This window comes from Achromobacter sp. GD03932, from assembly GCF_029839485.1.
Lineage (GTDB): Bacteria > Pseudomonadota > Gammaproteobacteria > Burkholderiales > Burkholderiaceae_B > Achromobacter > Achromobacter bronchisepticus_A.
Genome location: NZ_JAOCAT010000053.1, coordinates 1 through 25,492 on the forward strand (window position 1 = coordinate 1; position 25,492 = coordinate 25,492).

Consider the following 25,492-nt stretch of genomic DNA (forward strand, 5'->3'; position numbering starts at 1 on the left):
TCCACCGTGGCCCATTGCGCGGCCGGGCACTCGGCCGCCAGCGCCAGCGCTTCTTCCCGGCTATCGCAGTTCAGCAGGAAGAAGCCGCCTATCATTTCCTTGGCCTCGGCATAGGGGCCATCCACCAGGGAACGTTCGCCGTCGCGGATGCGCAGGCGCACGGCTTCCGACTCGGACTTCAAGGATTCCGCGCGCGCCAACAGGCCGCGCGAACTCAGGTCTTCCGCATAGCGCAGCATTTGCGCATAGGCTTCGCGGCCCTCTTCGGGCGTGCGCTGGGCGCGCTGGCCCACCGGTTCGACGATGAAAAGCAGATAGGACATGGGATCTTCCAGTACGGACTGCCGATAAGGTTCGCCAGATTACCGCTATTTGTTGCGCCGGTGCCATCTTGCAATACACGCCCCGGCGTTCTTTGTAAGCAGAGGTAGACGGGGCTTATCCATCGTCCCGCAGCACTGCCGCTCCCGTGCGGGGATTCACCAGCGTGACGTTCTCCAGCGCCTGGATGCGCCAGGCGCCGGCCTGCCGCGTCAGCACGGCAAGAATCATCGTGTCGACGGCATGCACGCCCGCCGGATGGGCAGCGCCGGCCGAGAGGCGGCTCCAGAAGTGCACGATCGCCGCATCGCCGCCTACCGGCGTCACGTCGACGAGTTCGTTCGCCAGCGTGGAATCGCTATAGATGGTGGAGTGGATGGGGGCATGCATCTTGACGATTTCCTCGACGCCGCGCACATAGTGGCCGAACCGGTTCACAAATGTCGCGTCCTCATGGAACAGCGCGCCCAGCGCCTGCATGTCGTGGTCGTTCCAGGCCGCCTGGAACGCGCCTGGAATGTCCTCGGGATTCCGCATCTGTGTCATGTGGGTTGTCGCCAGTGTCTGTATAAAGAGAGGACGCCGTGCCTCGCGCCGTCATGCATAGCCGCAAGCATGAATAATGCGTCAGACTATGGAATCGGCGCCACCGGATTTGCAGCCTGATACGCGCTGCCGGCGCCTGCTCACATTGCGAAGGTCCCATGGCATCCCATACTCCCGCCTCCAAGGATGTGTCCGCCGCCGGCTGGCTGCGCTGGCTGCCCGGGCTGGCGGTGCTCAGGTCATACCAGGCCGCCTGGCTGCCCAAGGACCTGGCCGCCGGCCTGGTGCTGACGGCCATGCTGGTGCCGGTCGGCATCGCCTATGCCGAAGCGTCCGGCGTCCCAGGCGTCTACGGCCTTTATGCCACCATCATTCCACTATTGGCCTATGCGCTGTTCGGCCCCAGCCGTATCCTGGTGCTGGGTCCGGACTCCGCCCTGGCCGCGCCCATCCTGGCGGTGGTGCTCAGCGTTTCCGAAGGCGACCCCATGCGTGCGGTGGCCGCGGCCAGCCTGATGGCCCTGGTCGCCGGGGTGTTCTGCATCGTGATGGGCCTGCTGCGGCTGGGCTTCATCACCGAACTGCTATCCAAGCCGATCCGCTACGGTTACATGAACGGCATCGCGCTGACGGTGCTGGTCAGCCAGTTGCCCAAGCTGTTCGCGGTATCGATAGACGATGCCGGCCCCTTGACCGAATTGTGGCGGCTGGGGCGGGCGGTATTCATGGGCGAGGCCAACTGGTTTACCTTCGCCGTGGGAGCGGCGACCCTGGCGCTGATCCTGCTGCTCAAGCGCTACGATCGCGTGCCGGGCATCCTGATCGCCGTGATCCTGGCGACGCTGGCCGTCAGCCTGTTCCACCTGGACTCGCAAGGCGTGAAGGTGCTGGGCGAAATCCCGCAAGGTCTGCCCAAGTTCGTCTTGCCCTGGCTCAGCCATGCGGACCTGGTCAAGATCGCGCTGGGCGGTTGCGCGGTGGCGCTGATCGCCTTCGCGGACACCAGCGTGCTGTCGCGCACCTATGCCGCGCGCACCAACACCCGGGTCGATCCGAACCAGGAAATGGTGGGCCTGGGCGTGGCCAACCTGGCGGCGGGCTTCTTCCAGGGCTTTCCGATCAGCAGCAGCGCTTCGCGCACGCCGGTGGCCGAGGCGGCGGGTTCGCGCACGCAGCTGACAGGCGTGGTGGGGGCGATAGCAGTCGCGGTACTGCTGGTCGCGGCGCCCAATCTGCTGCGCTATCTGCCCAACAGCGCGCTGGCGGCCGTGGTGATCGCGGCGGCCATCGGCCTCTTTGAATTCAAGGACCTGCGCCGCATTTACCGCATCCAGCAATGGGAATTCTGGCTGTCGATGGCGTGCTTTGCGGGCGTGGCCGTGTTCGGCGCCATTCCGGGCATCTGCCTGGCCGTGGTCATCGCCGTGATCGAATTCCTGTGGGACGGCTGGCGGCCGCACTTCGCGGTGCTCGGCCGCGTGCCCAACCTACGCGGCTACCATGACATGAAGCGCTATCCCAATGCCGCGCTGATCGACGGCCTGGTGCTGTTCCGCTGGGATGCGCCGCTATTCTTCGCCAATGCCGAACTCTTCCAGCAGCGCCTGATGGAAGCCGTGGAGGCCTCGCCCACGCCGGTGCGCTGGGTGGTGGTGGCTGCAGAGCCGGTCACCAGCGTAGACGTCACGTCGGCGGACATGCTGCGTGAACTAAGCCGCAGCCTGGCCCAGCAAGGCGCGGCGCTGCATTTTGCGGAAATGAAGGATCCCGTGCGCGACAAGCTCAAGCGCTTCGAACTGACGGAGGTGTTCGGCGACGACCGTTTCCATCCCACGGTGGGGAGCGCGGTGGACAGCTACCTGGAAAGCGCGGGCGGCAGGCATCCCGGAGATTAAGGCCCGCCTCGCTTGGGTCAGGCCATCAACACCGCGGCCTGTTCGCCGAACAGGATCAGCGCAATGACGATCATGGCCAGGCCCGAAAACTGGCTGACCCTGCGCGCGGCGACCGGGCGCGATTGCAGTACCGCCTTCGACCCCAGGCCCACCAGGGTATAGATGACGGCGCAATTGAGGATCTGCAGGATCCCCAACGCCGTGATCTGCGTGGATATCGGCCAGGCGCCGTCGCGGCTGGTGAATTGCGGCAGCAGGGCCAGGAATAGCAGGATGGCCTTGGGATTCACGCCGCTGACGGCGAAACCTCTTGCGGCCCAGCCCAGCCAATGCCCCGCGGCCTGCGCATCGCCCGCCTTGGGCTCGGCAGGATGCGCCAGCACGTTGGCCCCCAGCCAAAGCAAATACGCCGCGCCGACCAGGGTCAGGACGGTGAGGATCGCGGGTTCGCTCGCCACCAGGGCGCCTATGCCCGCCGCGACCACCATGGTGATCATCAGATAGCCGGTCAACATCCCCGCCACGGCGGGAAGGACGGCCTTGTCCCGCAAGCCGGCGGATATGGCATAGGCCCAATCCGCGCCCGGGACGACAACCAAAGAAAGCGAAACAAGCCAAAACGCCACCAGATTGCCGGTTTCCAACTGCATACCCCAAATGAATCTCAGGCGGGGAATGTTATCGGCGAAGCAGGGGGAAGTGCTTCTTCCATCTACCGCAAGAATTGAAGTTCTGGGTAGAATCTTCCTCATGGATGATCTGGATAGAAAAATTCTTGCGCAGCTACAGGAAGACGGCCGCATTTCCATCACGGACCTGGCGGAACGGGTCGGCTTGAGCCTGTCTCCGTGTCATCGGCGGCTGCGGGCGCTGGAAGAGGCGGGCGTCGTCAGCGGCTACGGCGCGAACATCAATCTGGCCGCGGTCGGGCTGAATTTTTCGGCCATCGTCTTCGTCACCATGCGCGAAGGCAGCAGCGACCGGGTGTCGGCGTTCGAGGCCGCCCTGGCCGATATTCCCGAGGTGGTGCAGGCGCAGCGGCTGTTCGGCGACCCGGACTACATGCTGCACGTCGTCACCCAGGACTTGCCGGCGTTCCAGGCGCTCTATGACCGCGTGCTGTCGGCGTTGCCCAGCGTGCTGCGGTTGAGGTCGACGCTGGTGATGAAGAACGTGCTGAGGAACCGGCCTGTGCCGCTCTGAGGCGGACGGAGAGACAGGCCGCGCGGCTGCGCGGCCTGGACCCGGATCAGGATTTTGTGGCGGAGGCGGGAGCGGCCGCCGCGGCGCCAGGCGCCGCGCCCTGCGCCGCCTTTTGCGCGGGCGCAATGTCCATGATGAGTTCCACGCGCCGGTTGGCCGCGCGGCCCGCCGGGGTGTCGTTGGACTCGATGGGACGGGTCTCGGCGTAGCCAACGGCGCGCAGGCGCTGGGCCGATACGCCGTCGCGGACCAGTTCGCGCAGCACGCTGGTGGCGCGGCTGCTGGACAGTTCCCAGTTGGACGCGAATTGCCGGGTCTGGATGGGCACCGGGTCGCTGTGGCCCTCGACCGAGACCTGGTAGTCGTTCTTGTTGAGGATGGCGGCCAGGCGCTTGATCACGTCCAGGCCGGTGGGGCTGAGGGTGGCCTGGCCGGACGGAAACAGCAGTTCATTGCTGATGCGAAAGCTCACCGACTGTTCGTTGATGATCACGTCCACCGATTTGCCCAGGTCGCCCAGGCCCAGCGATTCCTTGGAGGGCGCGCGCAGCGGCGGGGCGGCGTCGGCGACGATCTCGCCTTCCTGGGCCGGCTGCGCCGGCGTGGTCGCGGCGGCGGCCGCCGGCGTCTCGGTCTGCGCCCAGCTTGCGGGAATCTGGACGGCGTCGAATTCGGAATACTCGCCGTCGTAAGTGGGCAGGCCGCTGGCCGCCAGCGTGCCGACCAGCTCCACCGGCTGTTCCGATTGGCCGAATGCGCCGCCATGCAGGCGCGTGAGCGCCAGCAGCACGACCAGCATGGCCAGGAGCAGGGTGATCAGGTCCAGGTAGCTGAGCAGCCAGTTCTCGGAATCCTGTTCGACGGTTTCCTCGACGTGCCAGCGGGCATAGCGGTCCTTGCGGTCGCTCTGGCTGGGACGCCAGCCGCTGTTGGCCGCCGCTTTCTCGGCGCGCAGCTGGGCCTGGCGGGCCTGCTCGATCCGCTGCGCCAGGGTGGGGGAAATCAGGCTCATTGGCGCGCGGCGGCAGGACGGGCGATGGAGACGGGCTGGGCTGCGGCGGGTTTGGCCGCGGGTTTGATCTGACCTTCCGCCTTGGCTTGCGCGGCCTGCGGCTTGGCGTCCGCGCCGCCATCGTAGATCTCGTCTTCGACGTGCATGACGAAGGAGTTCAGGGTTTCGCGCACTACCGCGGGGCCGCGCTTCTCGCACATCATGGCGATGCCTTGCAGCACCATGTTCATGGATTCGACGCGCCTTGCGGTGCGGCGTTCCAGCTTGAGCGCGATGGGCTTGCAGACCAGGTTGGCCAGCAGGATGCCGTAGAAGGTGGTCATCAGGCCGATGGCCAGCTGCTGGCCGATCATCTGCATGCTGCCGTCGCCCAGCACCGACATCAGGTTGATCAGGCCCACCAGCGTGCCCAGCATGCCGAAGGCCGGGGCGAAGGTGGCCATGACGCGGAACATCTGCGCCTCGGCCTGCTCGCGGGCGCGCAGCCGCGCCACGCGCCATTGCAGCAGCTCGATGATCTGGTCTTCGGGTGTGTTGTCGATGATCAGCTGCACGCCGGTGCGCAGGAAGGGGTTGCTGACCTTCTTGAGTTCCTGCTCGACCTTGCGGACGTCGGTGTTCATCCACAGCTGGGCCATGGACACCAGTTCCTCGATGTCGCGCTGCTGGTCGTGCTGGTCGTTGCGAAAGACGGTGCGCACCAGCTTGAAGACGCGCAGCACTTCCGGCAGCGGATAGGCGATGAACACGGCGGCCGCGGTGCCGCCCAGCACGATGGCCAGGCCCGGCAGGTTGATGTACATGCCGGGGTCGGTGGCGGCCAGGGCCACGACGATAACCAGGGTAAGCAGGCCGACGGCGGCGCCGATGACGGTAGACGGATTCATGGATCTTGCCCGATAAACATAGGCATCCCGTACGCGGAATGCCGGATTCCGGGGAATTCTAGCCAGGGCAGGTCCGAGTCAATCGGCCGGAAAACGGGGCGAAAAGGGCGGTAAGCGGCGGCTTGGACCGGGTGGGCGGCGCGCGTCGTCCCGGAAATAATGGGGGCGGATAGGACGCGGAATCGTCCGGCGTCTGGCGCCGGCATCCCGCGGGCCCGGCATCAGCCCTGGCGAGGCTTGTGGGCGAACCATTCCTCGCGCGTGATCTCCCAGATTTCCGTGGGCAGCCGTCCGCTGACGTAACCGCGCTCTTCGGTGGTGACCAGGCGCATGCCGCCGCGCTCCGAGATGCGGCGCGAAGCCGCGTTGACGGAGGCCTTGGGCGCGCGCAGCAGCGGCTTGCCCAGCACCTCGAACCAGTAGGCGGTGGCGGCTTCGCTGGCCTCGGTCATGTAGCCCAGGCCGTGATGGGCGGGGTCCAGCCAAAAACCGCGGTTGTTCCAGGAATCATCGTCCATCAGGCTGACGATGCCGATCAGGTTGCCGGGGTTCTCACGGGTGCGGATGGACCAATGCCACTCCTTGCCCTGGCGCATCGCAGGGATCGCCACTTGCTCCAGATAGTTGCGAGCGCCGTCGGGCGGGTAGGGCCATGGCACCTGGTCGACCAGGTAGCGCACCACTTCCCACTGCGGAAATAGGCGCTGGATGGCCTCGGCGTCGCCGATTTCCAAGGGCTGCAGGACCAGGCGGTCGGTGGCAAGAGGGGGAAACAACGGAGCTTCAGGCATGGCTGCTGGGGTGGGCGCCGCGTACCGGCGGCATATATGTATATCATGAGCGTCATCTGGCGGCGTCTCGCCCGGCGCCGCCGCAGCATTGGAGCAAAAACATGAATACCCCCAACGAAAACGTCAGCATGGCGCTTTTCTGTGATTTCGAGAACGTGGCGCTGGGCGTACGCGACACCAAGTACCAGAAGTTCGATATCCGGCCGGTGCTGGAACGGCTGCTGCTCAAGGGCAGCATCGTGGTCAAGAAGGCCTATTGCGACTGGGAGCGGTACAAGGAATTCAAGGCCCCCATGCACGAGGCCAATTTCGAACTTATCGAGATCCCGCACGTGCGCCAGTCGGGCAAGAATTCCGCCGACATCCGGTTGGTGGTCGACGCGCTGGACTTCTGCTACACCAAGTCCCACGTCAATACTTTCGTGATCATCAGCGGCGATTCCGATTTTTCGCCCCTGGTGTCCAAACTGCGCGAGAACAACAAGAAAGTGATCGGCGTGGGCGTGAAGCAGTCCACCTCGGACTTGCTCATCGCCAACTGCGATGAATTCATCTTCTATGACGACCTGGCGCGCGAAGGCCAGCGCGCGGCGGACGCGCGCCGCGACAACCGTGGCGGCGCCGCCGCGGGCCAGCAGCGCCGCACGCCCGACGAGGAACGCCGCCGCAAGGAAGAGCTGGAGGCCCGCAAGACCCAGGCCGTGGAAATGGTCGCGGAAACCTTCGAGGCGCTCATGGCCGAACGCGGCGACAGCGGCAAGATCTGGGCGTCCGCCCTGAAGGACGCCCTCAAGCGCCGCCGCCCGGATTTCAACGAGTCCTACTACGGCTTTCGCGCCTTCGGCAACCTGCTGGACGAGGCGCAGTCGCGCGGCCTGCTGGAAGTCGGGCGCGAGGAAAACGCCGGCACCTATGTGTTCCGCGACAGCGCAGGCGGCGCGCCGGCAGTGAACCGAGCCCCCGTCGATGGCGGATCCCGTTCTGCCTCGACTCGTCAGCCGGCGGCGGCTGAGACCGGCGATGCGCCAGTCGGAGCGGCTCAGGAAGAATCCCGTTCCCGGTCCGGCCGCAAATCGCGTGGCGGGCGCAAATCGGGCGGCGAGGGCAGGGGAACCGGCCAGGTCGCCGAGCAGGAAGCCGGCGGTGAGAGCGCTGCCGCAGCCTCCGAAGTTTCGCCCGTGATGTCTTCTGCTCAACCCTCGGCCGAAGCGCCGGCCAAGGCGCCGGCTCCAAGCGCGCCAGCCGCGCAATTGTCCGCTACAGCGCCGGCAGCCGCGCAGGCCGACGCCGCCCGGCAACCCGGCGAACAAGCGGATGCCGCCAAGCTGGATGCCATGCGGGCCGACGCCCTGGCTCGGGCGCAGGAATCGAAACCCGTCCAACCCTCGCGCCTGCCGCCCATGCCCAAGCCCTTGCCGCAGGCGCGTCAGCCGCTGCCGGCGGTGAACATCGCTGAATGGACCTTTGCCCAGCCTGCCGCGGAAAACCGCAGCCAGCCCGCGAGCAAGACGCCTGCCAAGATGTCCGACCCGTTCGAGGGCGGCATGGCCAGGATTGCCGCAAGGGACGAGGCCAAGGCCGGCAAGCCGGTCGCGGATACGCCTGCGGCGGCAGAACCCGCAGCCGACAAGCCCGCTGCGAAGCGGGCCACGACCCGCAGCGGTCCCGCCGCCAAGAAGACCGCGGCCAAGACCGCCTCCAAGACCGCCTCCAAGACCGCGTCAGCGGCGGCGGCCGAGCCAGCGGCGGCGGCATCCGAAGCGCCCGCCAAGCCTGCCCGCAAGAGCGCCGCCAAGACCGCCAGCAAGGCGGCTCCCCGCGCGCGCCGGGCCAGCAAGACGGCCGAGGAATCCTGAAGCCCGGGCCTCAGGGCTGACAGCACTTAACCGCCCGGGCCGCCGTAACGGCCCGGCGTGGCGCCCAGTTCGCGCTTGAACATGGCAATGAAGGCGCTGACGTTGTCATAGCCCAGCTCCAAGGCCACTGTGGTCACGGCCGCGCCTTCGGCCAGCATCTCCTGCGCCCGCATCAGACGGGCGCGCTGCCGCCAGGCGCCCAGGGTCAGACCGGTTTCCGCCAGGTAACGGCGCGCCAGCGTGCGCGGCGACATGCCGATGGCGGCGGCCCATTCTTCCTGTGTCCGGGGGTCCGAAGGCTGGTCCGATAGCGCAAGCGCCAAGCGCTGCAGCCGCGCGTCGCGCGGCAGGAGCTGGGGCCGGCCGGCATTCGGCAGGGTTCTGATCTCATCCCGGATCACCTCGATCACGCGGCTGCGCGCCGGGTCGATCGCACTGTCGCTCCAGGATGCGGCGCGGTCCACGGCGGCCCGCAGCAAGTCCGAGGCGTGCAGCACACAGGGCGCGGCGGGCAGCCCCGCGCACGCCGCCGGGCTCAAGTACGCGCTGTAGCCGGCATACGGACCATGCGAGTACAGCCCGTGCGGCACGTCGGGGGGTATCCAGACCGCCTGTCGGGATGCCACCACCCATTGATGGTCTCCCGCATAGACCGTCAGCAGGCCTTGATAGGCGCCCAACAGCTGCCCCCGCGCGTGCTGATGCATGGCGGTATGGCGCAGCGCGCCGTCCTGGCTGCGCACGGCGATCAGCCTGGGGCCGCCGCCGGCGCGGGTGCGTCCGGGATCGAGCAGGGGAGCGTTTGGGGCAGGCAGTGCCATTGGCAGAAACACCGTATTGAATGGCTAAAACCGCGCAGACTTGCCACGCGGGCGCATCTATCGTAACTCCTGTCTCGAACACCTACAGGAGCACAACATGAAAGCAAGCGACGTCCTGCCCGACGGCAGGGATCTGGGCCAGTTCAACGGCGTGGCCGTTCGCAAGGGAACGGTGGGGGCTTTTCTCGCCAACGCCCGCGTCTGCCTCGATCCGCAGGCGCCGGCCCAGGCCGTGGCCGATGCGCGCAGGGACATCCAGGAGGCCTTGCCGGCGTTGAATGCGCTGGGACTGTTCGAGGTGCTGCAAGTGCGCGATCCTGCGCTGCGCGCGTGGTTGCTTGAAATGGGCGCGGCGGCAAGCTGAGCCCAGGCTATGCGGACGACCAGCAGCCAGGTCCGGTGCTCTATCATGCATGCTTTGGATACGGGCCGCGCGCTGCGCAGCGGCTCATTGCCTCGGATTACGCATGCAATACGTTCTGGTCAGTTCCTGTCTGTTGGGCAACCCCGTGCGCTACGACGGACGCGGCGTGTCCCATGACAACGCCGTGCTGGCCCGCTGGCGGGACGAGGGCCGGGTGGTGGCGGTCTGTCCGGAAATGGCGGGCGGCATGCCGGTTCCGCGCCCGCCCGCCGAGATCGAGCCAGACTCGGACGCCGCCGCCGTGTTGGCTGGCCGCGCCCGGGTGATGGCGGTGTCGGGCGAGGACGTCACCGCCCCCTTCGTGCACGGCGCGCAAGCGGCGCTGGAAGCCGCGCGCAAGCATGGCATCGGCATCGCGGTACTGAAGGAGGGCAGTCCTTCTTGCGGAAGCGGCTACGTGTACGACGGCCATTTCGCCGGCCGCAAGCAGCCCGGCGTGGGCGTGACGGCCGAGCTGCTGGCCCGGGCCGGCCTGCGCGTCTTCAGTGAAAAGCAATGGGATGAGGCCCAGGCCTGTCTGGCCGGCCTGGAGGCGGCGGATGGGCGTTGGGATGGGCGCTGACGTGGGCGACCTGCTGGTGCTGCTGGCCGTGGCAGGCTGCGCGGTCCTGGCCTGGAAGGCGGCCGTGCGCACCGGCCGCAGCAAAGGCCTGCTGCGTGCGGCCGCCGGCATAAGCCTGGCCCTGTCCGCGCTCTTTTTCTACGCCTGGTACGCGCAATACCTGAAGTGGGATTTCAACGAGCTGGGCCGCTACTACGACCCGGTCGAGCAGGTGGTCTACACGGATTCGGGATTCGTCTGGATCCTGCCCGCCGGCGTCATGCTGGCCATCGGCCTGCTGTGCGCCTGGCGCGGCTGGCGCCGCTGAGCCGCCAGCCGCTTCCTGTCTCACGCCCTCATTCGCTGCGGATGTTGGCCTGCTTCACGATCTGGCCGTTATCGGCATATTCCTTCTGCACCTGGGCCGTGAACTGCTCCACCGTGCCGGGCGACATGATGTTCAGCGCGTCCGTCAGCGGCTTGTTGATGTCCGGCATGGCGGCGATGCGGTTGATCAGGCCGTTCATGCGCTGACGGAAATCCGGACTGGTGCTGGCCGGCGCGAAAAACCCGAAAGTGGATGTCATGTTGGCCATGGGGTAGCCCAGTTCGGCCAGCGTGGGCGTGCCGGGCCGTCCCGGCAGCCGGGCGGGCGAACCCACCGCCAGCAGCGTGAGCTTGCCTTCGTCGATCAGCGCATTGACCGGACCTGAGGCATTCACCAGCATCAGCGTGAACTGGCCGCCGAGAGCGTCGGGCACCATCTGCGCCATGCCCTTGTACGGCACGTGCGTGATGCGTACGCCCGTCTGGCCATTGATCTGCTCCAGCATCAAATGCCCCAGCGACCCCACGCCGGCCGTCGCCAGCGACAGGCCGCCGGGATCGGCCTTGGCCTGGGCCAGCATGTCCTGGAAGGTCTTGCCCGTGAACTTCGGGCCGCCGACCAGATAGACCGGCGAATACATCACGGACGCCACCGGCGCCAGATCCTTCAAGGGGTCGTACAGCGTCTTCATCACATGCGGCGACAGCGTGACGGGGCTGACGGCGGTAAAGGCCAAGGTGTTCTCGTCGTGGGCCCGCGCCACCGTGTTCATGCCTATCATGCCGCCCGCGCCGCCGCGGTTCTCGACCACCACGGGCCGGCCCAGTTCCGCCGCCAGCTTCTGCGCGAAGGCGCGCGCGGTGTTGTCGACGATGCCGCCCGCGCCATAGGGCACGACGATGGTCATGGCCTGGGCCCGGGCGTCGGCCTGCGCGTGCGCGGCGGCAGAGAACGCGCAGGCTGCGCCGATGGCGCACAGCCCCGCGATCCGCTTGAAATCCAACATGCTTTCCCCTTGTCTATGCCCGGCGGCCTGTCCGCCGGGACGCGGCGACGGTCCTTCAATGAGGCGCGCCGGCATGCAGTGTGGGCAGGCCGGCGCGGCGGGACAAGCGGGAATACCCGGAATGCCGTATCAGTGCGCGCGGTAGCCGCGGCTGGTCATGCAGGAATCGAGCGCCCGGTTGTAGGAGTCCACCATGACCTGGGTGGTCCATTGCGTGATGGTGGCCGGGTCGTAGCCGCTCTGGTTCATGGCCCAGCGCTGGCAGTCCAGGGTGGCGCTGGCCTGCGCGCTGTTGACGGGCGGCACGGATTCGTACTGCACCGGCTCGTACTGGGGCTGGGGCGCGCTGTACACGGGCTGCGCTTCGTACACCGGCGCGTTGTAGACGGGGGCCGCGTAGACCGGCGGGCTGGTGTAGCCCACGCCCGACGAATAGACGCCGGCCTGGGTGTACGAGGGTCCGGAATCGGCCGCCAGCAGCAGGCCTATGGTGGCCAGGGCGAACGCGCCGCCTATCCACCAGCCATCGGAACTGCCGCCGCCGCCATGGTAATTGTGATATCCGCCGTGGTATCCGCCACCGTGATATCCGCCGTGGCCGCCGCCCCAATAGCCGCCGCCACGTCCGCCAGCCATGGCAGGCGCGCTTGCCACGGCCAATGCCAGCGCCGCGACGATGGCCATCCGGCCAGAAAACCGCTTCATGATCTTGCTCCTGATCCGCCTCGGGCCCAGCGTAACGCCAGACTCGGACCGATATTGCCACTTTACCGCCTGGCCGCTTCCATAAAGTGTCTCAAGCGCTACGGAGATTTCAACTGATTTCAGCGGGAGGCTGACGGGTCCTGGCGGTCGGGCCAGTTGTTGCAGGAACGCGACTCGCCGGGGCGCAGCGTGATCTGCGGTTTGTCGTTGAAATACGCCGCGTCGCGGTCCAGCGTCATGTAGGTTTCGTAGCCCGTCTTCTCCACGCACCAGTTCCAGAAGTACACCTGCGCTCCGTGGATCATCATCGATTCGGCGCGCCATTCCTTCAGGGCCTCGAACGCGGCGCTGCCGTCGGACGCGCTGCGGGTTTCATTGCGGAACTGCTCTCGGCCATAGGGAAAGGTGCTGCTGATCAACACCACCCGCGCATCGGCCAGAGGCTGGGAGCTTTCGTCCAGCACGGTGGCGCGGGCATCGGGCTGCATGGTCTTGTACACGGGGTAGGGCACGCAACCCGAAAGCAGGCTGGCGAGCGCCAGGATCGCAATAGTTGGCAAGCACTTTGGGAAGGACATTGCAATGGTTGTATCCGTTGTGGGAACCGTGGGTAAAACCAGTGGCTAAAAGCGCGGAAGGGTAGTATTTTCTCGCGATGATTACGGCACGACCCTCTTCTTTACCGCAAGACAAGCGTCTCACCAAGGGTGAACGTACACGGGCTCAACTTCTGGAGGTCGCGGCGGCGGAATTCGCGGAACGCGGATTTCAGCATACCCGGATCAGCGACATCGTCGCCCGGGCCGGCGTGACCCAGCCTGTCTTCTATCAATACTTCGCCGGCAAACAGGCGGCCTACGACGAACTCGTGGGCCTGTTCGCGCAGCGCCTGCGCCAGGCCATCGGCCAGGCGCGCATGCCGGACGGCCTGCAAGACGCCGGATTGGATAGCCGCGTCCGCCTGGGCGTGAGCGGCCTGCTCGCCATTCTGCAGGAAGATCCGAACCTGACGCGCATCGGCTTCTTCCAGGCCGCCGAGGCCGAGGCGCTCAAGAACGAGCTGGCGGCGATGATCGCCGACAACGTGAGGGCCGAGCAGCAGGTGGGCCTGCTCCGCGAGGACATTCCGGCCGACTGGTACGCCCAATCCATGATGGGCATCATCGAACGGTTCACGCGGCAGGAGCCGGATGCGGCCGGGCAGCAGGCCCTGGCGGAAGTCATCACCAGCCTGCTGCTGGACGGGATACGAAAGCCACTCCGACAAGCCTCCTAGCCGGAGGCTTTTTTTTGGCCGGACTCTGGTTGCGGTCCGGGCCTGAATCGCGGGCGCGCCCGTCCGGCTCTCAAGCCCAGGTTTCTTGCAGATACATCCATTGCGGCTGGCCGGCGGGCTGGACGGCAAACAGCGCCGTCGCCCGCCGCTGGGTCGCGCCCGCGCTCCAGGCGTGGCGTTCACGGTAGCTCAGTAAAACCGAATCCGCGCCGGCGTGCAGCACGGCCAGCTCGTCGATGTCGATCTTCAGACCGGGGCGGGCGCCTCGCAACCTGCCGAACAAGGCCGGCAAAGCCTCCGCGGGCAGGCGCTGGCCGTCGGCCGCGATCATGCTGAAGCCGGGCGAAAAGTCCTCGAGCAGGCTGGCCAACTGCGCGTCGGGAGCATCGGGCGAGCCTATCCACTGTTCGATACGAGAATGGACGTCGAGAGTCAGGCGCAGGCAATGGGAAGAAAGATCTGACATGGGAAGGATCCATGGAAAGGGTGCGCCATTCTAGGAGCCGTGTTGTTCCCGAAAAACGACCTGTCGATGGATATACTGTTCGTGTTTTTTTGACAATCTATCCAGGCCTTCCATGATCAATCTGAATCGTCTAGCAATGTATGCGGCGGTAGCCGAGGCCGGTTCTTTTACGGCGGCGGCCGAGGCGCTGGGCACGACCAAGGCGGTGGTCAGCTTCAACGTCAAGCAGTTGGAACAGGAACTGGGCGTGGCGTTGCTGACGCGCAGCACCCGGCGGCTGGCGTTGACCGAAGCGGGCGAAGGCTTCTACGGCCACTGCGCGCGCCTGCTGCGCGACGCCGAGGCGGCGGTGGACGAGGCGCGTTCCGGCCAGACGGCCTTGTCGGGCAGCCTGCGGGTGACGGCGTCGGTGGACTACGGCAACCGGGTGGTGGCGCCGGCGCTGGCGGCATTCGCGCGCGCGCATCCCGCCTTGCGGGTGGATTACCGCGCCGGGTCGGCGCATGCGGACCTGATCGCCGAGCGTCTGGACCTGGCCATACGGGTGGGGATGTTGGAGGATTCCAGCTACCGCGCCACGCGCATCGGCCAGTTCAAGCTGTGGATCGTGGCCAGTCCGGACCTGTTGGCGCAGCACGGCGCGCCGCGCACGCCGCAGGCGCTGGCAGCGTTGCCCTGGCTGGCCAACCGCCCTGGCCGCAGCGATCGCTGGCGGCTGACGGACAGCAAGGGCCGCGAGCACGAGCTGCGCGTGGCGCCCGTGGCGCAGGCCGACACCGCCTCGGCGCTCCTGGCGTTCGCCGAGGCCGGATGCGGCGTGGCCGCGTTGCCGGAATGGCTGCTGGAAGAGCCTTTGGCGCGCGGCTCGCTGCAACGCCTGCTGCCTTCGTATGCGCTGCCGCGCCTGGAGGTCTACGCGGTCTATCCCGACACTCGCCACGTCAGCGCCAAGGTTCGGCGCTTCATCGATTTCCTGCGGGAGCGGCTGGGGCCGTCCGGCAAGGCTTAAGGCCGGCGCATGGTCCTTTGAATGCGAACGGGCCGTGGCCTCGCGTCTCAGCGCTCCAATGCCGGCGTGCCGCCCGCGCCCAAGTCCCAATACAGTCCCGTCATCAGGCTCAACGCCTGCCGCAGCAAAGCCGGCGGCAAGTGTTCATTCGGCGCGTGCTGGGAACAGCCTGGATAGGAGTGCGGCACCCAGATCGTGCGCAGGCCCAGCACGTCGGTGAAGATGTCGTTGGGCAGGGAACCGCCCAGGTTGGGCAGCACGGCGGTCTTGGCGCCGGAGGTGCGCTCCAGCGAATCCACCGCCCAGCGCACCCAGGCGTCGTCGGGGTCGATGCGGGTGGCGCGGAACATGTTCTCGCGCGTCAGCGTGATCTGGACCATGGGAAAGCCCTGGCGGTCCAGGTGGCGGCGTAGGGCGGGGACCAGGTCGTCCGGATCCACGCCCACCACGAAGCGCAATTGGCAGCGCGCCCAGGCGCGCGGCGGAATGGCGTTGACGGGCGTGTCGGGATTGCCGGTCTTGTACGCCAGCACCTCGAACGAGCACCAGCCGAACACGCGTTCGGCCGGCGACAGGCCCGGCTCGCCCCACCAGGGCTCGATCTCCGGGCCGTCGGCGCCGCCGTCCACCTGGCAATCGGCCAGGGCGCGCCGCACGGCGTCGGGCAGTTCACGCGGCACCCATTCCGGGATGCGGATCTGGCCGGAGGGCGAAACCAGGGAGGAGATGGCATGGGCCAGCTGGATGCCCGGGTTGGAGATCAGGCCGCCCCAGTTGCCCGAATGATGTCCGCCCGCGCGGGCCTCGATGCTCAGGTCGAAGTTCAGGCTGCCGCGCGCGCCGAGGAAGATGGTTGGGCGTTCGGCGCTCAGCCGCGGGCCGTCGGAGGCGATGAGCAGGTCCGCCGCCAGCATTGCGCGATGCTCCTCGCACAGGTCGCGCAGGCCCATGGAGCCGGTTTCCTCACCCATCTCGATCAGGTACTTGGCGTTGAAGCCCAGCTTGCCGCGCGTTTCCAGCACCAGGCGCAGCGCCTCCATGTTGATGCTGTGCTGACCCTTGTTGTCGGCGATGCCGCGGCCATACCAGCGGCCCTCGGACTCGGTCAGCGCCCAGGGCGACAGGCCTTCCTTCCATTCCTTTTCCAGGCCGCGGATGACGTCCCCATGGCCGTAGCCCAATACGGTGGGCAGGGCGGGGTCCTCGATGCGCTCGGCATACAGGAACGGCGCCAGCGCCTTGGGGTGCGTCAGCGTGCGGCAGGTGAAGCCCAGGGCCTCGAAGGCGGGCCGGATCTCGGCTTCCAGGTAGGCGGCGAGTTCGGGCGCGCGCGCGGGGTTCTGGCTCTCGGTGGGCTGGGCCAGGCGGCGAGCCAAGAGCGCGCGGAAGGCGCCGGAATCAAAACACTGTTCCGCCTGGGCGATGGCTTGTGCGCGGGTCATGATGGCTGGGCTCCGTTGGAGGTAGGGGGATAGAGGTGGCAGGCCACCACGGATTGTTCGCGCCGGACCAATGCCGGGCGCTCGGTCTTGCATTGCGCCATGGCTTGCTGGCAGCGGGGATGGAACGGGCAGCCCGGGGGCGGACGCAGCGGGTCCGGGAACGACAGGCCCAGGCCCATGTCGGGTATGCCCAGGCCGGGTTCGGGCGTCAGCACCGAGGCCAGCAGCGCCTGCGTGTAGGGATGGCGCGGATCATGGAACAGCTGCGCGGTGGCGGCGGATTCCACCACCCGGCCCAGGTACATCACCGCCACCTGGGTGGCGATGTGCTCCACCACCGCCAGGTTGTGGCTGATGAAGACATAGGTCAGATTGAACTCGCGCCGCAGGTCCATCAGCAGGTTCATGATCTGCGCTTGCACCGACACGTCCAGCGCCGAGGTCGGCTCGTCGCAGATGACGATCTCGGGATGCATCACCAGCGCCCGCGCAATCGCCACGCGCTGGCGCTGCCCGCCGGACAACTGGCCCGGCGTGTTGTGGGCCAGCCGCGGCGGCAGGCCCACGCGCTCCAGCATTTCGATGGCCTTGTGTTGCTTCGGATTGGCGATGCCGTGCACTTCCAGCGGCAGCGACACGATGGAAGCGATGGAGCGGCGCGGATTGAGCGAAGAATACGGATCCTGGAAGATAGGCTGGACGCGGCGGGCGAGCGCGCGCCGGCCCAGGCTGCGGATGTCCTGGCCGTCGAGCCGGATCGCGCCTTCGGTGGGCGGCGTCAGCCCCAGCAGCATGCGCGCCAGCGTGGATTTGCCGCAGCCGGATTCGCCCACGATGCCCAGCACCGCGCCGCGCTCCACCGCCAGGTCCACGCCATTGACGGCGTGCAGCGTGCTGCGCGGCCGGAACATGCCCGACCGGATCGAGAATTGCCTGCTGACGGCCTCGGCTTGCAGCAAGGGGCTCATGCCGGGACTCCTTCGGATTCGAGGATGCAGCGCCATTGCTGGCCCGAGACGGCGCCATGCACGGGCACCTCATGGCGGCATTGCGGCTGGGCGTGCGGGCAGCGGTCGCGGAAGGCGCAGCCTTGCAGCTCGCCCACCAGCGCGGGCACGACGCCGGGTATGGTGCCCAGCGCCTCGCCGGGCGGCGTGCGACCGGGTACGGGGATACAGCCGAGGAGCCCCTGGGTGTAGGGATGACGCGGCGAGGCGAACAGTTCCGCCACCGGTCCTTCTTCCACGATCTGGCCCGCGTACATCACCGCCACCTGGCGCGCGATGCGCGCCACCACGCCCAGGTCGTGGGTGATCAGCACCATGGCGATGCCCAGCTCGGCCTGCAGGTCGGCCAGCAGGCGCAGGATCTGCGCCTGGATGGTGACGTCCAGCGCGGTGCTGGGCTCGTCGGCGATCAGCAGTTCCGGTCCGCACATCAGCGCCATGGCGATCATCACGCGTTGGCGCAGGCCGCCCGACAACTGGTGCGGATACTGCGACAGGCGCTGCGCCGCCGAGGCGATGCCGACCTTCTCCAGCAGTTCCACCGCGCGGTCGCGCGCCTGGCGCGCGCCGGCCTTGCAGTGGTGGATGTAATGCTCGGTCAGCTGCTCGCCGATGGCGTAGGCGGGATTCAGCGCCGTCATGGGTTCCTGGAAGATCATCGCCATCTTGCTGCCGCGCAAGGCGTTGATGCGGCCGCCGCGTGCGTTCGAGAGGTCTTCGCCCAGCACCGCCAGCCGGCGCGTGCTGCGGCGGGCAGCCTTGGGCAAGAGCCCCATGATGGCCAGCGAGGTCATGGACTTGCCGCAGCCGGATTCCCCCACCAGGCACAGCGTTTCGCCGCGCCGGACCTGGAAGGATACGTCGCGCACCGCATGCAGCGGGCCGCGCGGCGTGGCGATGTCGACGGTCAGGCCCTGCACATCCAGCACGATGTCGGTGTCGCTCATGCTCAGGCCCTCTCTTCAGGCGTCAGGAGTTGATGCAGCCCGTCGCCGGCCAGGTTGATCGCGAAGATCAGCAAGGCCAGCGCCGACCCGGGGATGGCGATCAGCCAGAACGAGAAGAACATATAGGCCTTGGCCTCCGAGATCATCAGGCCCCACGACGGCAGCGGCGGCTGCACGCCCAGGCCCAGGAAGGACAGGGAGGCTTCCAGCAGGATGGCGCTGGCGGCTTCCAGCGTGGCGATCACGATCAGCTGCGGCACCACGTTGGGCAACACTTCGCCCCAGACGATGCGCCAGGTGGACGCGCCCGCCGCCTGCGCCGCGGCCACGTATTCCAGCGAGCGCACCTGCTGGGTGGCGCTGCGCATCACCACCGCGTAGCGGTCCCACTTGAGCAGCCCCAGGACCAGGATCACCACCCAGAGCGAGCCGCCGACGATGGCGACGGTGGCCAGCGCCACCAGGATCACGGGCATGGACAAACGGGTGGTGATCAGGAACGACACCGCCATGTCGACCTTGCCGCCGAAGTAGCCGGCCGCCATGCCCATGGCCGTGCCGATCAGGCCCGAGATCAGCGCCACGCTGATGCCGATCAAGAGCGAGATGCGGGCGCCGTAGAACAGGCGCGACATATAGTCGCGGCCCAGCTGGTCGGTGCCCAGCGGATGCAGCCAGGTGCCCTTGGCGTACCAGACCGGCGGCGCGGTGCGGTAGGCCAGGTCCTGATAATAGGGATCATGCGGCGAGATCCAGGGCGCGAACAACGCGATCAGTACGATGACGAGCAGGATGCCGCCGCCGGCCAGCAGCGCCTTGTTGCGCCGCAGCCTCCGCCAGCGCAGGGCGGACGCGGACAGTTCCAGCGGCGCGGGGGCGCCGGTAGCGGGGGTAAGGGTAGGCGAGTTCATGTCAGGACACCCGGATGCGCGGGTCCAGCCACGCGTTGGCGATATCGGCGGCCAGGGTCAGCAGCACGTACAGCACCGACAGCAGCAGCACGATGAGCTGCATCACGGGATAGTCCTTGTAGGTGATGCTCTGGTAGGCCAGGTAGCCCAGCCCGTCCAGCGCGAAAATGGTCTCGATGACGACCGAGCCGCCCAGCAGGTAGCCCAGCTGCACCGCCGCCAGCGCCACCACCGGCACGATGGCGTTGCGCAGCGCATGCTTGAAGACGATCTTGCGCGCCGGCAGACCCTTGGCGCGGGCGGTGCGGATGTAGTCGGCGGCCAGGACTTCGATCATGCCGGCGCGGATCAGGCGCATGAAGGCAGGGGCCACGTAGTACCCCAGCGCGATCGCCGGCATCACGAAATGCTGCCAGCTGCCGCTGCCCGACACCGGCAGGATGCGCAGCGAGATCGAGAACAGCATGATCAGGATCAGCGCGAAGAAGAAGTTGGGCAGCGCCTGTCCCAGCACGGCGATGGCCAGGCAGATGCGGTCGATCAGGCTGCCCTTGTACAGCGCCGCCAGCACGCCCAGCGGAATCGAGATCAGGAGCGCGAAGGCCAGCGCGCCCAGGCCCAGCAGCAGGGTGGTCTTGAGCTTGGAGAGGATCAGCGGCCCGGCCTCGGTCTTGAAATACACCGAGGTGCCGAAGTCGCCCTGCAGGATATGCCAGAGCCAGTCCGCGTACTGCACCGCCAGCGGCCGGTCCAGGCCGTAGGTCTTGCGGATCATGTCGATGTCGGCCTGGCGCGCGCCTTCGCCGGCCAGGGCCAGCGCCGGGTCGCCGGACAGGTGCAGCAGCAGGAACGCCAGGATCGAAACCGTCAGCGCCACCAGCACCGCCAGGCCCAGGCGCCTGATCGTGAAATACAGCATAGGGCTTCCTCTTCGTTGGACTCACGCCGGCCCGGCGCGATGCCGGGCCGGCGCGGGGCCGTGCCTTACTTCCAGCTCATGTCCCAGAAGCGCACCAGTTCATCCGAATAGGGCTTGAAGTTCACGTCCTTGGTGGCCACGTAGTAGGCGGGCAGGGTCCACAGCGGCACCGCGTAGGCCTTCTGCGCGATCAGGTCCAGCGCCTGCTTGTAGGCGGCGTTGCGCGCGGCGCTGTCGATGGTGCGGTCGCCCTTGGTGAGCAGGTCGCGCACCTGCGCGTCGCGGGTGACGTCGTCGTTGCCGAAGGCGAAGTACACCGGCGTGGACGCGGACACGTCGTTGACCAGGTTGGAGCCCCAGGTCTGGTGCGTGAGCGAGGCCTTGTTGGCGCGGATCATGTCGCGCATGGCGGCGTACTGCAGGAAGTTGAGCTTGGCGCGGATGCCGACCGCCTGCAGGTAGTTGATGATGGCTTCGGTCTGGTTGCGCTCGCGGTAGGCCACCAGGTCGATGTCGAAGCCATTGGGGTAGCCGGCTTCCGCCAGCAGCTTCTTGGCCTGGGCCGGATCGTACTTGTAGACCGGCGCGCCTTCCTGCGTGCAGCCCGTCTGCGAAGGCGTGCAGATGGTGTTGATGAGGCCGCCGCCTTCGCCCACGATGTTCTTCAACATGGATTCGCGGTCGATGGCGTGGATGATGGCGCGGCGTACGCGTTCGTCCTTGAGCTGCGGGGCCGGCGTGCCTTCCTGGATGTTCATCTGCATGAACACGATGCGCATGGTGTTGCCGGTGACCATCTGCAGCGAGGGCATGCCGCCCAGCTGTTCGGCCTGGTCCTTGGGCACGCTCATGATCAGGTCCTCGCCGCCCGAGATGACCTCGGCCATCTGCGTCTGGCGGTCGGGGATGAAGCGGATCACCACCTTGCCGATCTTGGGCTGGGCCTTCGGCGAATCCTTGAAGTAATCGGCATTGCGTTCCAGCGTGATGGACTTGCCCGGCTGGTAATCCACCACCTTGTAGGGACCGGAGCCCACCGGCTTGGCGTTCATGCCCTTGGGGCCGACTTCCTGGTAGTACTTGGCCGGATGGATGGCGGCGGTGGTGGACAGGTATTCCTTGGCGCCGGGGAAGGGTTCCTTGGTGATCAGGCGCACCTTGTACTTGTCGATCTTCTCGACCTTGTCGATCCAGGCCACGTTCTGCTGCGTCACGGCCTTGTTCTTCGGATCCGCCACATAGTTCAGCGTGTAAACCACCGAGTCCGCATCGAACTCCTCGCCGTTATGGAATTTGACGCCTTCGCGCAGTTCGAATTCCATGGTCTTGTCGTCGACCTGCTTCCAGCTCTTGGCGAGCTGCCCCTTGTACTCGTTGGTGACCGGGTCGCGGTAGAGCAGGGTGTCCCAGACGTTGGCGGCGATGATGACGCCGATCCGCACGTTGTTGTAATAGGGGTCCACGCTTTCCGGCGCCTGGTCGTAGGCCATGCGCAAGGTGTCGTCCTTCTTGCCGGCCAGCGCCGGCTGGGCCGCCAGCGTGGCGCAGGCCAGCAGGGCGGCAACCAGGGCCTTGAGGGGGAGAGGGCTGCGCCAGGTCGGCGCGGATGCTGCGGGGGTGACGCGGAAATCAGTCATGGTGAGGCTCCTGTGGAAGTCACTGCACGTACTGCTTATCTGCCATCTTGTCGCGGGCGGCGCGGCCCGCTGCGCTGCCTGCGGCGGGTCAGCCGGAATCGGCCGCCGCCGCGGGCGGCTGGGTAAGGGTCTTCAACGCGGCCTCGCACTTGCGCTGCAAGTGCTGGCGCATGATGCCGGCCAGCCGGTCCGCGTCGCGCGCGTCCAGGGCCTCGGCCATCTCGATGTGCTCGCGCATCGCCAGATCCCATTTCTGGCGGTTTTCGTTCGAGACGAAACGCAGGTTCTGGATGCGCGCGTTCTGCGCGTCGTACAGCTGCTTGAGCAGGCTGTTGTGCGCGGCCAGGCTGATGCGTTCGTGGATCTCGCGATTGGTGCGGAAATAGGTGGGCAGGTCGTGGCGCGCGTGGCTGGCCATCATTTCGTAGGTTAGCGCGCGGATCTCGGCGATCTCGGTGGCCGTGGCCCGTTCGCAGGCCAGCCGGCAGGACATGGCCTCCAGCCCGCCGATGACCTCGAAGGCTTCGCGGATGTTGGCCTCCGACAGCGCCACCACTTGCGCGCCGCGGTTCGGCTCGATCTGTACCAGGCCTTCGGCGGCCAGCACGCGGAAGGCTTCGCGCAAGGGCGTGCGGGACACGCCCAGCAGGTCGCACAGGGTGCGTTCGTTCAGCCGCGTGCCGGGCGGAAATTCGCCCTGGATGATGCGTTCGCGCAGTTGCCCGGCCACCGTGGCCGGCAGCGTGCGGCCGTTGCCCATGCCGCGGGCCGCGGACGGCGGGGCGGTTTCGGCGGCCACGCTGGCGGCGCCGGAATCAGGCATCAGGCTGGAAACGCTGCTCATTGGTATACAAAAATTCCCCGTGTTTTGCGAGACTATAAACCCGTCTTTCGGTATCGCCTGATGGGTGTATACCCTAGGTTATTAACGCAAAAACAATGGGATAGAGTGACGCATGCCGCAAGTCCGCGCGTTGGGCAAGCCCTGCTTGTCTGCCCTGCGCTTTTCATTGGTATACAAAAATATTCCACTTTGGGACTACGCATGCTTACCCTGAACAGTCATCCGTCCGGCCGGCATTTCCTGCAGATTCCGGGGCCGACCAACGTGCCCGACCGCGTGCTGCGCGCCATCGACCAGCCCACCATCGACCATCGCGGACCCGAGTTCGGGGCGTTGGGCCTGGCGGTGCTGGAAGGCGTCAAGCAGGTGTTCCAGACGCAGTCGCCGGTGGTGATCTTTCCGTCGTCCGGCACCGGCGCCTGGGAAGCCGCGCTGGTCAACACCTTGTCGCCCGGCGACCGCGTGCTGATGGTCGAGACCGGCCATTTCGCCAGCCTGTGGCGCAAGCTGGCAGGGCGGCTGGGCCTGGAGGTGGACTTCCTGGAAGGCGACTGGCGCCACCCGGTGGACGCGGCCGCCATCGCCGCCCGCCTGGCCGACGACCAGGGGCGCAAGATCAAGGCCGTGTGCGTGGTGCACAACGAAACCTCCACCGGCGTGACCAGCGACATTGCGGCCGTGCGCGCCGCGATCGACGGCGCCGCGCATCCGGCGCTGCTGATGGTGGACACGATTTCGTCGCTGGGCTCCATCGACTACCGCCACGACGAATGGGGCGTGGATGTGACCGTGGCCGGCTCGCAGAAAGGGCTGATGCTGCCGCCAGGCCTGGCCTTCAACGCCGTCAGCGCGCGCGCCCTGGCCGCGGCCGACGAGGCGCGGCTGCCGCGTTCTTATTGGGACTGGCGCGAGATGCTCACCGCCAACGCCCGCGGCTACTTTCCGTACACGCCGTCGACCAATCTGCTTTACGGCCTGCATGAAGCCCTGGCCATGCTGCGCGAAGAAGGCTTGCCGCAAGTCTTCGCGCGCCACCAGCGCCACGCCCAGGCCACGCGCCTGGCCCTGGCAGGTTGGGGTCTGGAGCTGCTGAGCCTGGATCCGGCCGCGCACAGCCCGGCGCTGACCGCCGTGATCATGCCGCAAGGCCATGGGGCCGACGCCTTCCGCAAGCTGGTGCTGGAACGCTTCGACATGTCGCTGGGACAGGGCCTGGGCAAGCTCGCCGACCGCGTGTTCCGCATCGGCCACCTGGGCCACTTCAACGACCTGACGCTGTGCGGCACGCTGGCCGGCGTGGAAATGGGCCTGGCCGCGGCAGGCGTACCGCATCGCGCGGGCGGCGTGCAGGCGGCAATGGAATTCCTGGCCGGGGCGCGTGCAAACGCCCCGGCCTGAGACACACACATAACGAGGGAAACGATGAACACACTCATGCAGCAGGCGATCCAGTTCGCCAACGACCACGAATCCGCCTGGGACCGCAGCGTCAAGGGCAACTTCGGCGTACACCTGAACGATCCGCCGCCTTGGAACCGCCTGCTGGGCCCGATCCACGACCGCGGTCCCGTGTCGGGCGTGGTCACGGTGCGCGGCGAGACCATCGCGTCCTGGGGCGAGCCCGAACGCGCCGACCTGACCTTCAGCGTGGCCAAGCTGTACCTGGCGATCCTGGCCGGCGTGGCCCATGACCGGGGCCTGCTGCCGGACGTGGATGAACCGGTGGGCAAGCGCGTGCCGGGCATCGGCTTCGATGAAGGGCAGAACGCCGACATCACCTGGCGCCATCTGTTGCAGCAGACCAGCGAATGGGAAGGCGAACGCTTCGGCGTATCGGACCAGGCCGACCGCTACCGCGCTGTCACCTTCGGCGTGCCGCCGGACGGCAAAAAGGGCGAGGCTCGGCCTCTGCAGCGTCCCGGCACGTACTGGGAATACAACGACGTGCGCATCAACCAGCTGTCGTATGCGCTGCTGCACCTGTTCCGCAAACCCTTGCCCGAGGTCTTCCGCGAGGCCGTCACGCGGCCCATCGGCGCCAGCGAGAACTGGCAGTGGGTCGGCTACGACAACGCCTGGGTCGAGATCGACGGCCAGCGCATGCCGTCCGTGCCTGGCGGTTCGCACTGGGGCGGCGGCATGTCCATCAGCGCCCGCGATCAGGCGCTGATCGGCCAGATGCTGCTGAACGACGGCATGGCCAATGGTCGCCGCATCCTGTCCAGCGAATGGATCCGGGATATGCGCACGCCATGCGCGATCGCGCTGTATTACGGCTATCTGATCTGGCTGAACCATGAAGGCCGCGTGTTTCCCAGCGTGCCGGCTTCCAGCTTCTTTGGCGTGGGGGCGGGCAGCTCGTTTACCTGGGTGGAGCCGGAACGGCAGATGGTGGTGATTGTGCGCTGGCTGAACTCGGCCCACGCCGACGCGCTGTTCGGCAAGATCCTGGAGGCTGTGGACGCTGGGGCTTAGATCGTTGTTGGCTTGGCTTGAGGATATCGAGGGGCTTCGAGCATGCGGATGTCGGGGTTCTGAACCGCCGAGGCCACCCTGCGCCATTCCGATGCTCGCCCCAGTGGGGCTGCGCTTCGGATGGCTCCGGGCAGCCTCGGCTGACTCTCGCCTGATGCGATGGTTGTTCCCCGTTCATGGGCGGATGCCCTGAGCCGGTGGCCGGGCGGAGGGATCCGAAGCG

The 25,492-nt window shown here is 67.1% G+C and carries 28 protein-coding genes; 10 read left to right on the forward strand and 18 right to left on the reverse strand.

Features of this window, described 5'->3' with window-relative positions; translation table 11 throughout:
• Nucleotides 1-323 (reverse strand): YciI family protein (locus N5C88_RS30355; RefSeq protein ID WP_280016839.1); only part of this gene is annotated, 323 nt, incomplete at its 3' end.
• A 115-nt stretch (nucleotides 324-438) separates the two neighbouring features.
• Nucleotides 439-867 (reverse strand): SgcJ/EcaC family oxidoreductase, encoded by a 429-nt coding sequence (locus tag N5C88_RS30360; RefSeq protein WP_118933946.1) that lies wholly within the window; start codon nucleotides 865-867, stop codon nucleotides 439-441.
• A gap of 158 nt (nucleotides 868-1,025) precedes the next feature.
• On the opposite strand from N5C88_RS30360, the gene sulP reads away from it, so the two are divergent.
• Nucleotides 1,026-2,762 (forward strand): sulfate permease, encoded by a 1,737-nt coding sequence (sulP, locus tag N5C88_RS30365; protein ID WP_118933945.1) that lies wholly within the window; start codon nucleotides 1,026-1,028, stop codon nucleotides 2,760-2,762.
• Between the two features lie 17 nt (nucleotides 2,763-2,779).
• On the opposite strand, the gene N5C88_RS30370 is transcribed toward sulP, so the two are convergent.
• Nucleotides 2,780-3,412: a LysE family translocator gene (locus tag N5C88_RS30370; protein ID WP_118933944.1), complete on the reverse strand. Its 633-nt coding sequence runs from the start codon at nucleotides 3,410-3,412 to the stop codon at nucleotides 2,780-2,782.
• Between the two features lie 100 nt (nucleotides 3,413-3,512).
• Here N5C88_RS30370 and N5C88_RS30375 point away from each other — a divergent pair, with 100 nt between their 5' ends.
• Complete coding sequence (locus N5C88_RS30375) at nucleotides 3,513-3,965, forward strand: Lrp/AsnC family transcriptional regulator (RefSeq protein WP_059380123.1); 453 nt, start codon at nucleotides 3,513-3,515, stop codon at nucleotides 3,963-3,965.
• Between the two features lie 46 nt (nucleotides 3,966-4,011).
• Here the strand turns inward: N5C88_RS30375 and N5C88_RS30380 are convergent, their stop codons facing one another.
• From N5C88_RS30380 to N5C88_RS30390, 3 genes are all read right to left on the reverse strand, one after another.
• Nucleotides 4,012-4,977, reverse strand: coding sequence for an OmpA family protein (locus N5C88_RS30380; RefSeq protein WP_280016840.1), 966 nt, complete (start codon nucleotides 4,975-4,977; stop codon nucleotides 4,012-4,014).
• Nucleotides 4,974-5,864 carry a MotA/TolQ/ExbB proton channel family protein gene (locus N5C88_RS30385; protein WP_059380121.1) on the reverse strand — a complete coding sequence of 297 codons (891 nt, stop codon included), beginning with the start codon at nucleotides 5,862-5,864 and terminating at the stop codon, nucleotides 4,974-4,976. The genes N5C88_RS30380 and N5C88_RS30385 overlap by 4 nt, the downstream gene beginning before the upstream one ends.
• 221 nt (nucleotides 5,865-6,085) lie before the next feature.
• Nucleotides 6,086-6,655, reverse strand: coding sequence for a GNAT family N-acetyltransferase (locus N5C88_RS30390; RefSeq protein ID WP_280016841.1), 570 nt, complete (start codon nucleotides 6,653-6,655; stop codon nucleotides 6,086-6,088).
• Nucleotides 6,656-6,756: 101 nt separating this feature from the next.
• Between N5C88_RS30390 and N5C88_RS30395 the strand changes: the two genes are divergently transcribed.
• Nucleotides 6,757-8,511 carry an NYN domain-containing protein gene (locus N5C88_RS30395; protein WP_280016842.1) on the forward strand — a complete coding sequence of 585 codons (1,755 nt, stop codon included), beginning with the start codon at nucleotides 6,757-6,759 and terminating at the stop codon, nucleotides 8,509-8,511.
• 26 nt (nucleotides 8,512-8,537) lie between these two features.
• Here the strand turns inward: N5C88_RS30395 and N5C88_RS30400 are convergent, their stop codons facing one another.
• Complete coding sequence (locus N5C88_RS30400; RefSeq protein WP_280016843.1) at nucleotides 8,538-9,332, reverse strand: helix-turn-helix transcriptional regulator; 795 nt, start codon at nucleotides 9,330-9,332, stop codon at nucleotides 8,538-8,540.
• A gap of 97 nt (nucleotides 9,333-9,429) precedes the next feature.
• On the opposite strand from N5C88_RS30400, the gene N5C88_RS30405 reads away from it, so the two are divergent.
• The 3 genes from N5C88_RS30405 (at nucleotide 9,430) to N5C88_RS30415 (ending at nucleotide 10,625) form a co-directional block, all read left to right on the forward strand.
• Complete coding sequence (locus N5C88_RS30405; RefSeq protein ID WP_118933939.1) at nucleotides 9,430-9,696, forward strand: hypothetical protein; 267 nt, start codon at nucleotides 9,430-9,432, stop codon at nucleotides 9,694-9,696.
• Nucleotides 9,697-9,799: 103 nt separating this feature from the next.
• On the forward strand, nucleotides 9,800-10,318 hold the full coding sequence (locus N5C88_RS30410) for a DUF523 domain-containing protein (protein ID WP_118933938.1): 519 nt from the start codon (nucleotides 9,800-9,802) through the stop codon (nucleotides 10,316-10,318).
• The gene (locus N5C88_RS30415) at nucleotides 10,308-10,625 is read left to right on the forward strand and encodes a hypothetical protein (RefSeq protein ID WP_059380115.1); all 318 of its coding nucleotides are present in this window, start codon (nucleotides 10,308-10,310) and stop codon (nucleotides 10,623-10,625) included. Before N5C88_RS30410 ends, N5C88_RS30415 begins: the two co-directional genes overlap by 11 nt.
• Nucleotides 10,626-10,653: 28 nt before the next feature.
• Here the strand turns inward: N5C88_RS30415 and N5C88_RS30420 are convergent, their stop codons facing one another.
• From N5C88_RS30420 to N5C88_RS30430, 3 genes are all read right to left on the reverse strand, one after another.
• On the reverse strand, nucleotides 10,654-11,631 hold the full coding sequence (locus tag N5C88_RS30420; RefSeq protein WP_280016844.1) for a tripartite tricarboxylate transporter substrate binding protein: 978 nt from the start codon (nucleotides 11,629-11,631) through the stop codon (nucleotides 10,654-10,656).
• Between the two features lie 129 nt (nucleotides 11,632-11,760).
• A complete protein-coding gene (locus tag N5C88_RS30425; RefSeq protein ID WP_059380113.1) occupies nucleotides 11,761-12,336 on the reverse strand; it encodes a hypothetical protein in 576 nt (191 codons plus the stop codon).
• A 119-nt stretch (nucleotides 12,337-12,455) separates the two neighbouring features.
• Entirely contained in the window at nucleotides 12,456-12,896 is a 441-nt protein-coding gene (locus N5C88_RS30430; RefSeq protein WP_280016845.1) for a carboxypeptidase regulatory-like domain-containing protein, read from the reverse strand.
• A 170-nt stretch (nucleotides 12,897-13,066) separates the two neighbouring features.
• Here N5C88_RS30430 and N5C88_RS30435 point away from each other — a divergent pair, with 170 nt between their 5' ends.
• Nucleotides 13,067-13,612, forward strand: a complete 546-nt coding sequence (locus N5C88_RS30435) for a TetR/AcrR family transcriptional regulator (protein WP_251879824.1) — start codon at nucleotides 13,067-13,069, stop codon at nucleotides 13,610-13,612.
• A 70-nt stretch (nucleotides 13,613-13,682) separates the two neighbouring features.
• Here N5C88_RS30435 and N5C88_RS30440 read toward each other — a convergent pair whose 3' ends face one another.
• Nucleotides 13,683-14,078, reverse strand: coding sequence for a hypothetical protein (locus tag N5C88_RS30440; RefSeq protein WP_280016846.1), 396 nt, complete (start codon nucleotides 14,076-14,078; stop codon nucleotides 13,683-13,685).
• 112 nt (nucleotides 14,079-14,190) lie between these two features.
• On the opposite strand from N5C88_RS30440, the gene N5C88_RS30445 reads away from it, so the two are divergent.
• The gene (locus tag N5C88_RS30445) at nucleotides 14,191-15,087 is read left to right on the forward strand and encodes a LysR family transcriptional regulator (protein ID WP_280016847.1); all 897 of its coding nucleotides are present in this window, start codon (nucleotides 14,191-14,193) and stop codon (nucleotides 15,085-15,087) included.
• A gap of 47 nt (nucleotides 15,088-15,134) precedes the next feature.
• Here the strand turns inward: N5C88_RS30445 and N5C88_RS30450 are convergent, their stop codons facing one another.
• The 7 genes from N5C88_RS30450 to N5C88_RS30480 all read right to left on the reverse strand — a co-directional run bounded on the left by N5C88_RS30450 (nucleotide 15,135) and on the right by N5C88_RS30480 (nucleotide 22,749).
• A complete protein-coding gene (locus N5C88_RS30450) occupies nucleotides 15,135-16,529 on the reverse strand; it encodes a M20 family metallopeptidase (RefSeq protein ID WP_118933933.1) in 1,395 nt (464 codons plus the stop codon).
• Nucleotides 16,526-17,497 (reverse strand): oligopeptide/dipeptide ABC transporter ATP-binding protein, encoded by a 972-nt coding sequence (locus N5C88_RS30455; RefSeq protein WP_059380107.1) that lies wholly within the window; start codon nucleotides 17,495-17,497, stop codon nucleotides 16,526-16,528. Before N5C88_RS30455 ends, N5C88_RS30450 begins: the two co-directional genes overlap by 4 nt.
• Nucleotides 17,494-18,483 (reverse strand): ABC transporter ATP-binding protein, encoded by a 990-nt coding sequence (locus N5C88_RS30460; RefSeq protein ID WP_280016848.1) that lies wholly within the window; start codon nucleotides 18,481-18,483, stop codon nucleotides 17,494-17,496. Before N5C88_RS30460 ends, N5C88_RS30455 begins: the two co-directional genes overlap by 4 nt.
• A 2-nt stretch (nucleotides 18,484-18,485) precedes the next feature.
• Nucleotides 18,486-19,394, reverse strand: coding sequence for an ABC transporter permease (locus N5C88_RS30465; RefSeq protein WP_280016849.1), 909 nt, complete (start codon nucleotides 19,392-19,394; stop codon nucleotides 18,486-18,488).
• Nucleotide 19,395: 1 nt separating this feature from the next.
• Nucleotides 19,396-20,313 (reverse strand): ABC transporter permease, encoded by a 918-nt coding sequence (locus tag N5C88_RS30470; protein WP_054456461.1) that lies wholly within the window; start codon nucleotides 20,311-20,313, stop codon nucleotides 19,396-19,398.
• Nucleotides 20,314-20,378: 65 nt separating this feature from the next.
• Entirely contained in the window at nucleotides 20,379-21,950 is a 1,572-nt protein-coding gene (locus N5C88_RS30475) for an ABC transporter substrate-binding protein (protein ID WP_280016850.1), read from the reverse strand.
• 88 nt (nucleotides 21,951-22,038) lie between these two features.
• A complete protein-coding gene (locus N5C88_RS30480) occupies nucleotides 22,039-22,749 on the reverse strand; it encodes a GntR family transcriptional regulator (protein ID WP_059380144.1) in 711 nt (236 codons plus the stop codon).
• 246 nt (nucleotides 22,750-22,995) lie between these two features.
• Between N5C88_RS30480 and N5C88_RS30485 the strand changes: the two genes are divergently transcribed.
• Nucleotides 22,996-24,192, forward strand: coding sequence for an aminotransferase class V-fold PLP-dependent enzyme (locus N5C88_RS30485; RefSeq protein WP_280016851.1), 1,197 nt, complete (start codon nucleotides 22,996-22,998; stop codon nucleotides 24,190-24,192).
• A gap of 24 nt (nucleotides 24,193-24,216) precedes the next feature.
• Entirely contained in the window at nucleotides 24,217-25,269 is a 1,053-nt protein-coding gene (locus tag N5C88_RS30490) for a serine hydrolase (protein ID WP_280016852.1), read from the forward strand.
• The last annotated feature ends 223 nt before the right edge of the window (nucleotides 25,270-25,492 follow it).

What these genes read in the sequence shown, in the direction of transcription:
- N5C88_RS30455 (WP_059380107.1), bottom strand. Translation starts at nt 17,497, where the DNA reads ATGAGCCCCTTGCTGCAAGCCGAGGCCGTCAGCAGGCAATTCTCGATC.
- N5C88_RS30425 (WP_059380113.1), bottom strand. Translation starts at nt 12,336, where the DNA reads ATGAAGCGGTTTTCTGGCCGGATGGCCATCGTCGCGGCGCTGGCATTG.
- N5C88_RS30380 (WP_280016840.1), bottom strand. Translation starts at nt 4,977, where the DNA reads ATGAGCCTGATTTCCCCCACCCTGGCGCAGCGGATCGAGCAGGCCCGC.
- N5C88_RS30475 (WP_280016850.1), bottom strand. Translation starts at nt 21,950, where the DNA reads ATGACTGATTTCCGCGTCACCCCCGCAGCATCCGCGCCGACCTGGCGC.
- N5C88_RS30465 (WP_280016849.1), bottom strand. Translation starts at nt 19,394, where the DNA reads ATGAACTCGCCTACCCTTACCCCCGCTACCGGCGCCCCCGCGCCGCTG.
- N5C88_RS30390 (WP_280016841.1), bottom strand. Translation starts at nt 6,655, where the DNA reads ATGCCTGAAGCTCCGTTGTTTCCCCCTCTTGCCACCGACCGCCTGGTC.
- N5C88_RS30470 (WP_054456461.1), bottom strand. Translation starts at nt 20,313, where the DNA reads ATGCTGTATTTCACGATCAGGCGCCTGGGCCTGGCGGTGCTGGTGGCG.
- N5C88_RS30460 (WP_280016848.1), bottom strand. Translation starts at nt 18,483, where the DNA reads ATGAGCGACACCGACATCGTGCTGGATGTGCAGGGCCTGACCGTCGAC.
- N5C88_RS30405 (WP_118933939.1), top strand. Translation starts at nt 9,430, where the DNA reads ATGAAAGCAAGCGACGTCCTGCCCGACGGCAGGGATCTGGGCCAGTTC.
- N5C88_RS30490 (WP_280016852.1), top strand. Translation starts at nt 24,217, where the DNA reads ATGAACACACTCATGCAGCAGGCGATCCAGTTCGCCAACGACCACGAA.
- sulP (WP_118933945.1), top strand. Translation starts at nt 1,026, where the DNA reads ATGGCATCCCATACTCCCGCCTCCAAGGATGTGTCCGCCGCCGGCTGG.
- N5C88_RS30445 (WP_280016847.1), top strand. Translation starts at nt 14,191, where the DNA reads ATGATCAATCTGAATCGTCTAGCAATGTATGCGGCGGTAGCCGAGGCC.
- N5C88_RS30420 (WP_280016844.1), bottom strand. Translation starts at nt 11,631, where the DNA reads ATGTTGGATTTCAAGCGGATCGCGGGGCTGTGCGCCATCGGCGCAGCC.
- N5C88_RS30485 (WP_280016851.1), top strand. Translation starts at nt 22,996, where the DNA reads ATGCTTACCCTGAACAGTCATCCGTCCGGCCGGCATTTCCTGCAGATT.
- N5C88_RS30375 (WP_059380123.1), top strand. Translation starts at nt 3,513, where the DNA reads ATGGATGATCTGGATAGAAAAATTCTTGCGCAGCTACAGGAAGACGGC.
- N5C88_RS30385 (WP_059380121.1), bottom strand. Translation starts at nt 5,864, where the DNA reads ATGAATCCGTCTACCGTCATCGGCGCCGCCGTCGGCCTGCTTACCCTG.
- N5C88_RS30395 (WP_280016842.1), top strand. Translation starts at nt 6,757, where the DNA reads ATGAATACCCCCAACGAAAACGTCAGCATGGCGCTTTTCTGTGATTTC.
- N5C88_RS30400 (WP_280016843.1), bottom strand. Translation starts at nt 9,332, where the DNA reads ATGGCACTGCCTGCCCCAAACGCTCCCCTGCTCGATCCCGGACGCACC.
- N5C88_RS30415 (WP_059380115.1), top strand. Translation starts at nt 10,308, where the DNA reads ATGGGCGCTGACGTGGGCGACCTGCTGGTGCTGCTGGCCGTGGCAGGC.
- N5C88_RS30450 (WP_118933933.1), bottom strand. Translation starts at nt 16,529, where the DNA reads ATGACCCGCGCACAAGCCATCGCCCAGGCGGAACAGTGTTTTGATTCC.
- N5C88_RS30360 (WP_118933946.1), bottom strand. Translation starts at nt 867, where the DNA reads ATGACACAGATGCGGAATCCCGAGGACATTCCAGGCGCGTTCCAGGCG.
- N5C88_RS30370 (WP_118933944.1), bottom strand. Translation starts at nt 3,412, where the DNA reads ATGCAGTTGGAAACCGGCAATCTGGTGGCGTTTTGGCTTGTTTCGCTT.
- N5C88_RS30410 (WP_118933938.1), top strand. Translation starts at nt 9,800, where the DNA reads ATGCAATACGTTCTGGTCAGTTCCTGTCTGTTGGGCAACCCCGTGCGC.
- N5C88_RS30440 (WP_280016846.1), bottom strand. Translation starts at nt 14,078, where the DNA reads ATGTCAGATCTTTCTTCCCATTGCCTGCGCCTGACTCTCGACGTCCAT.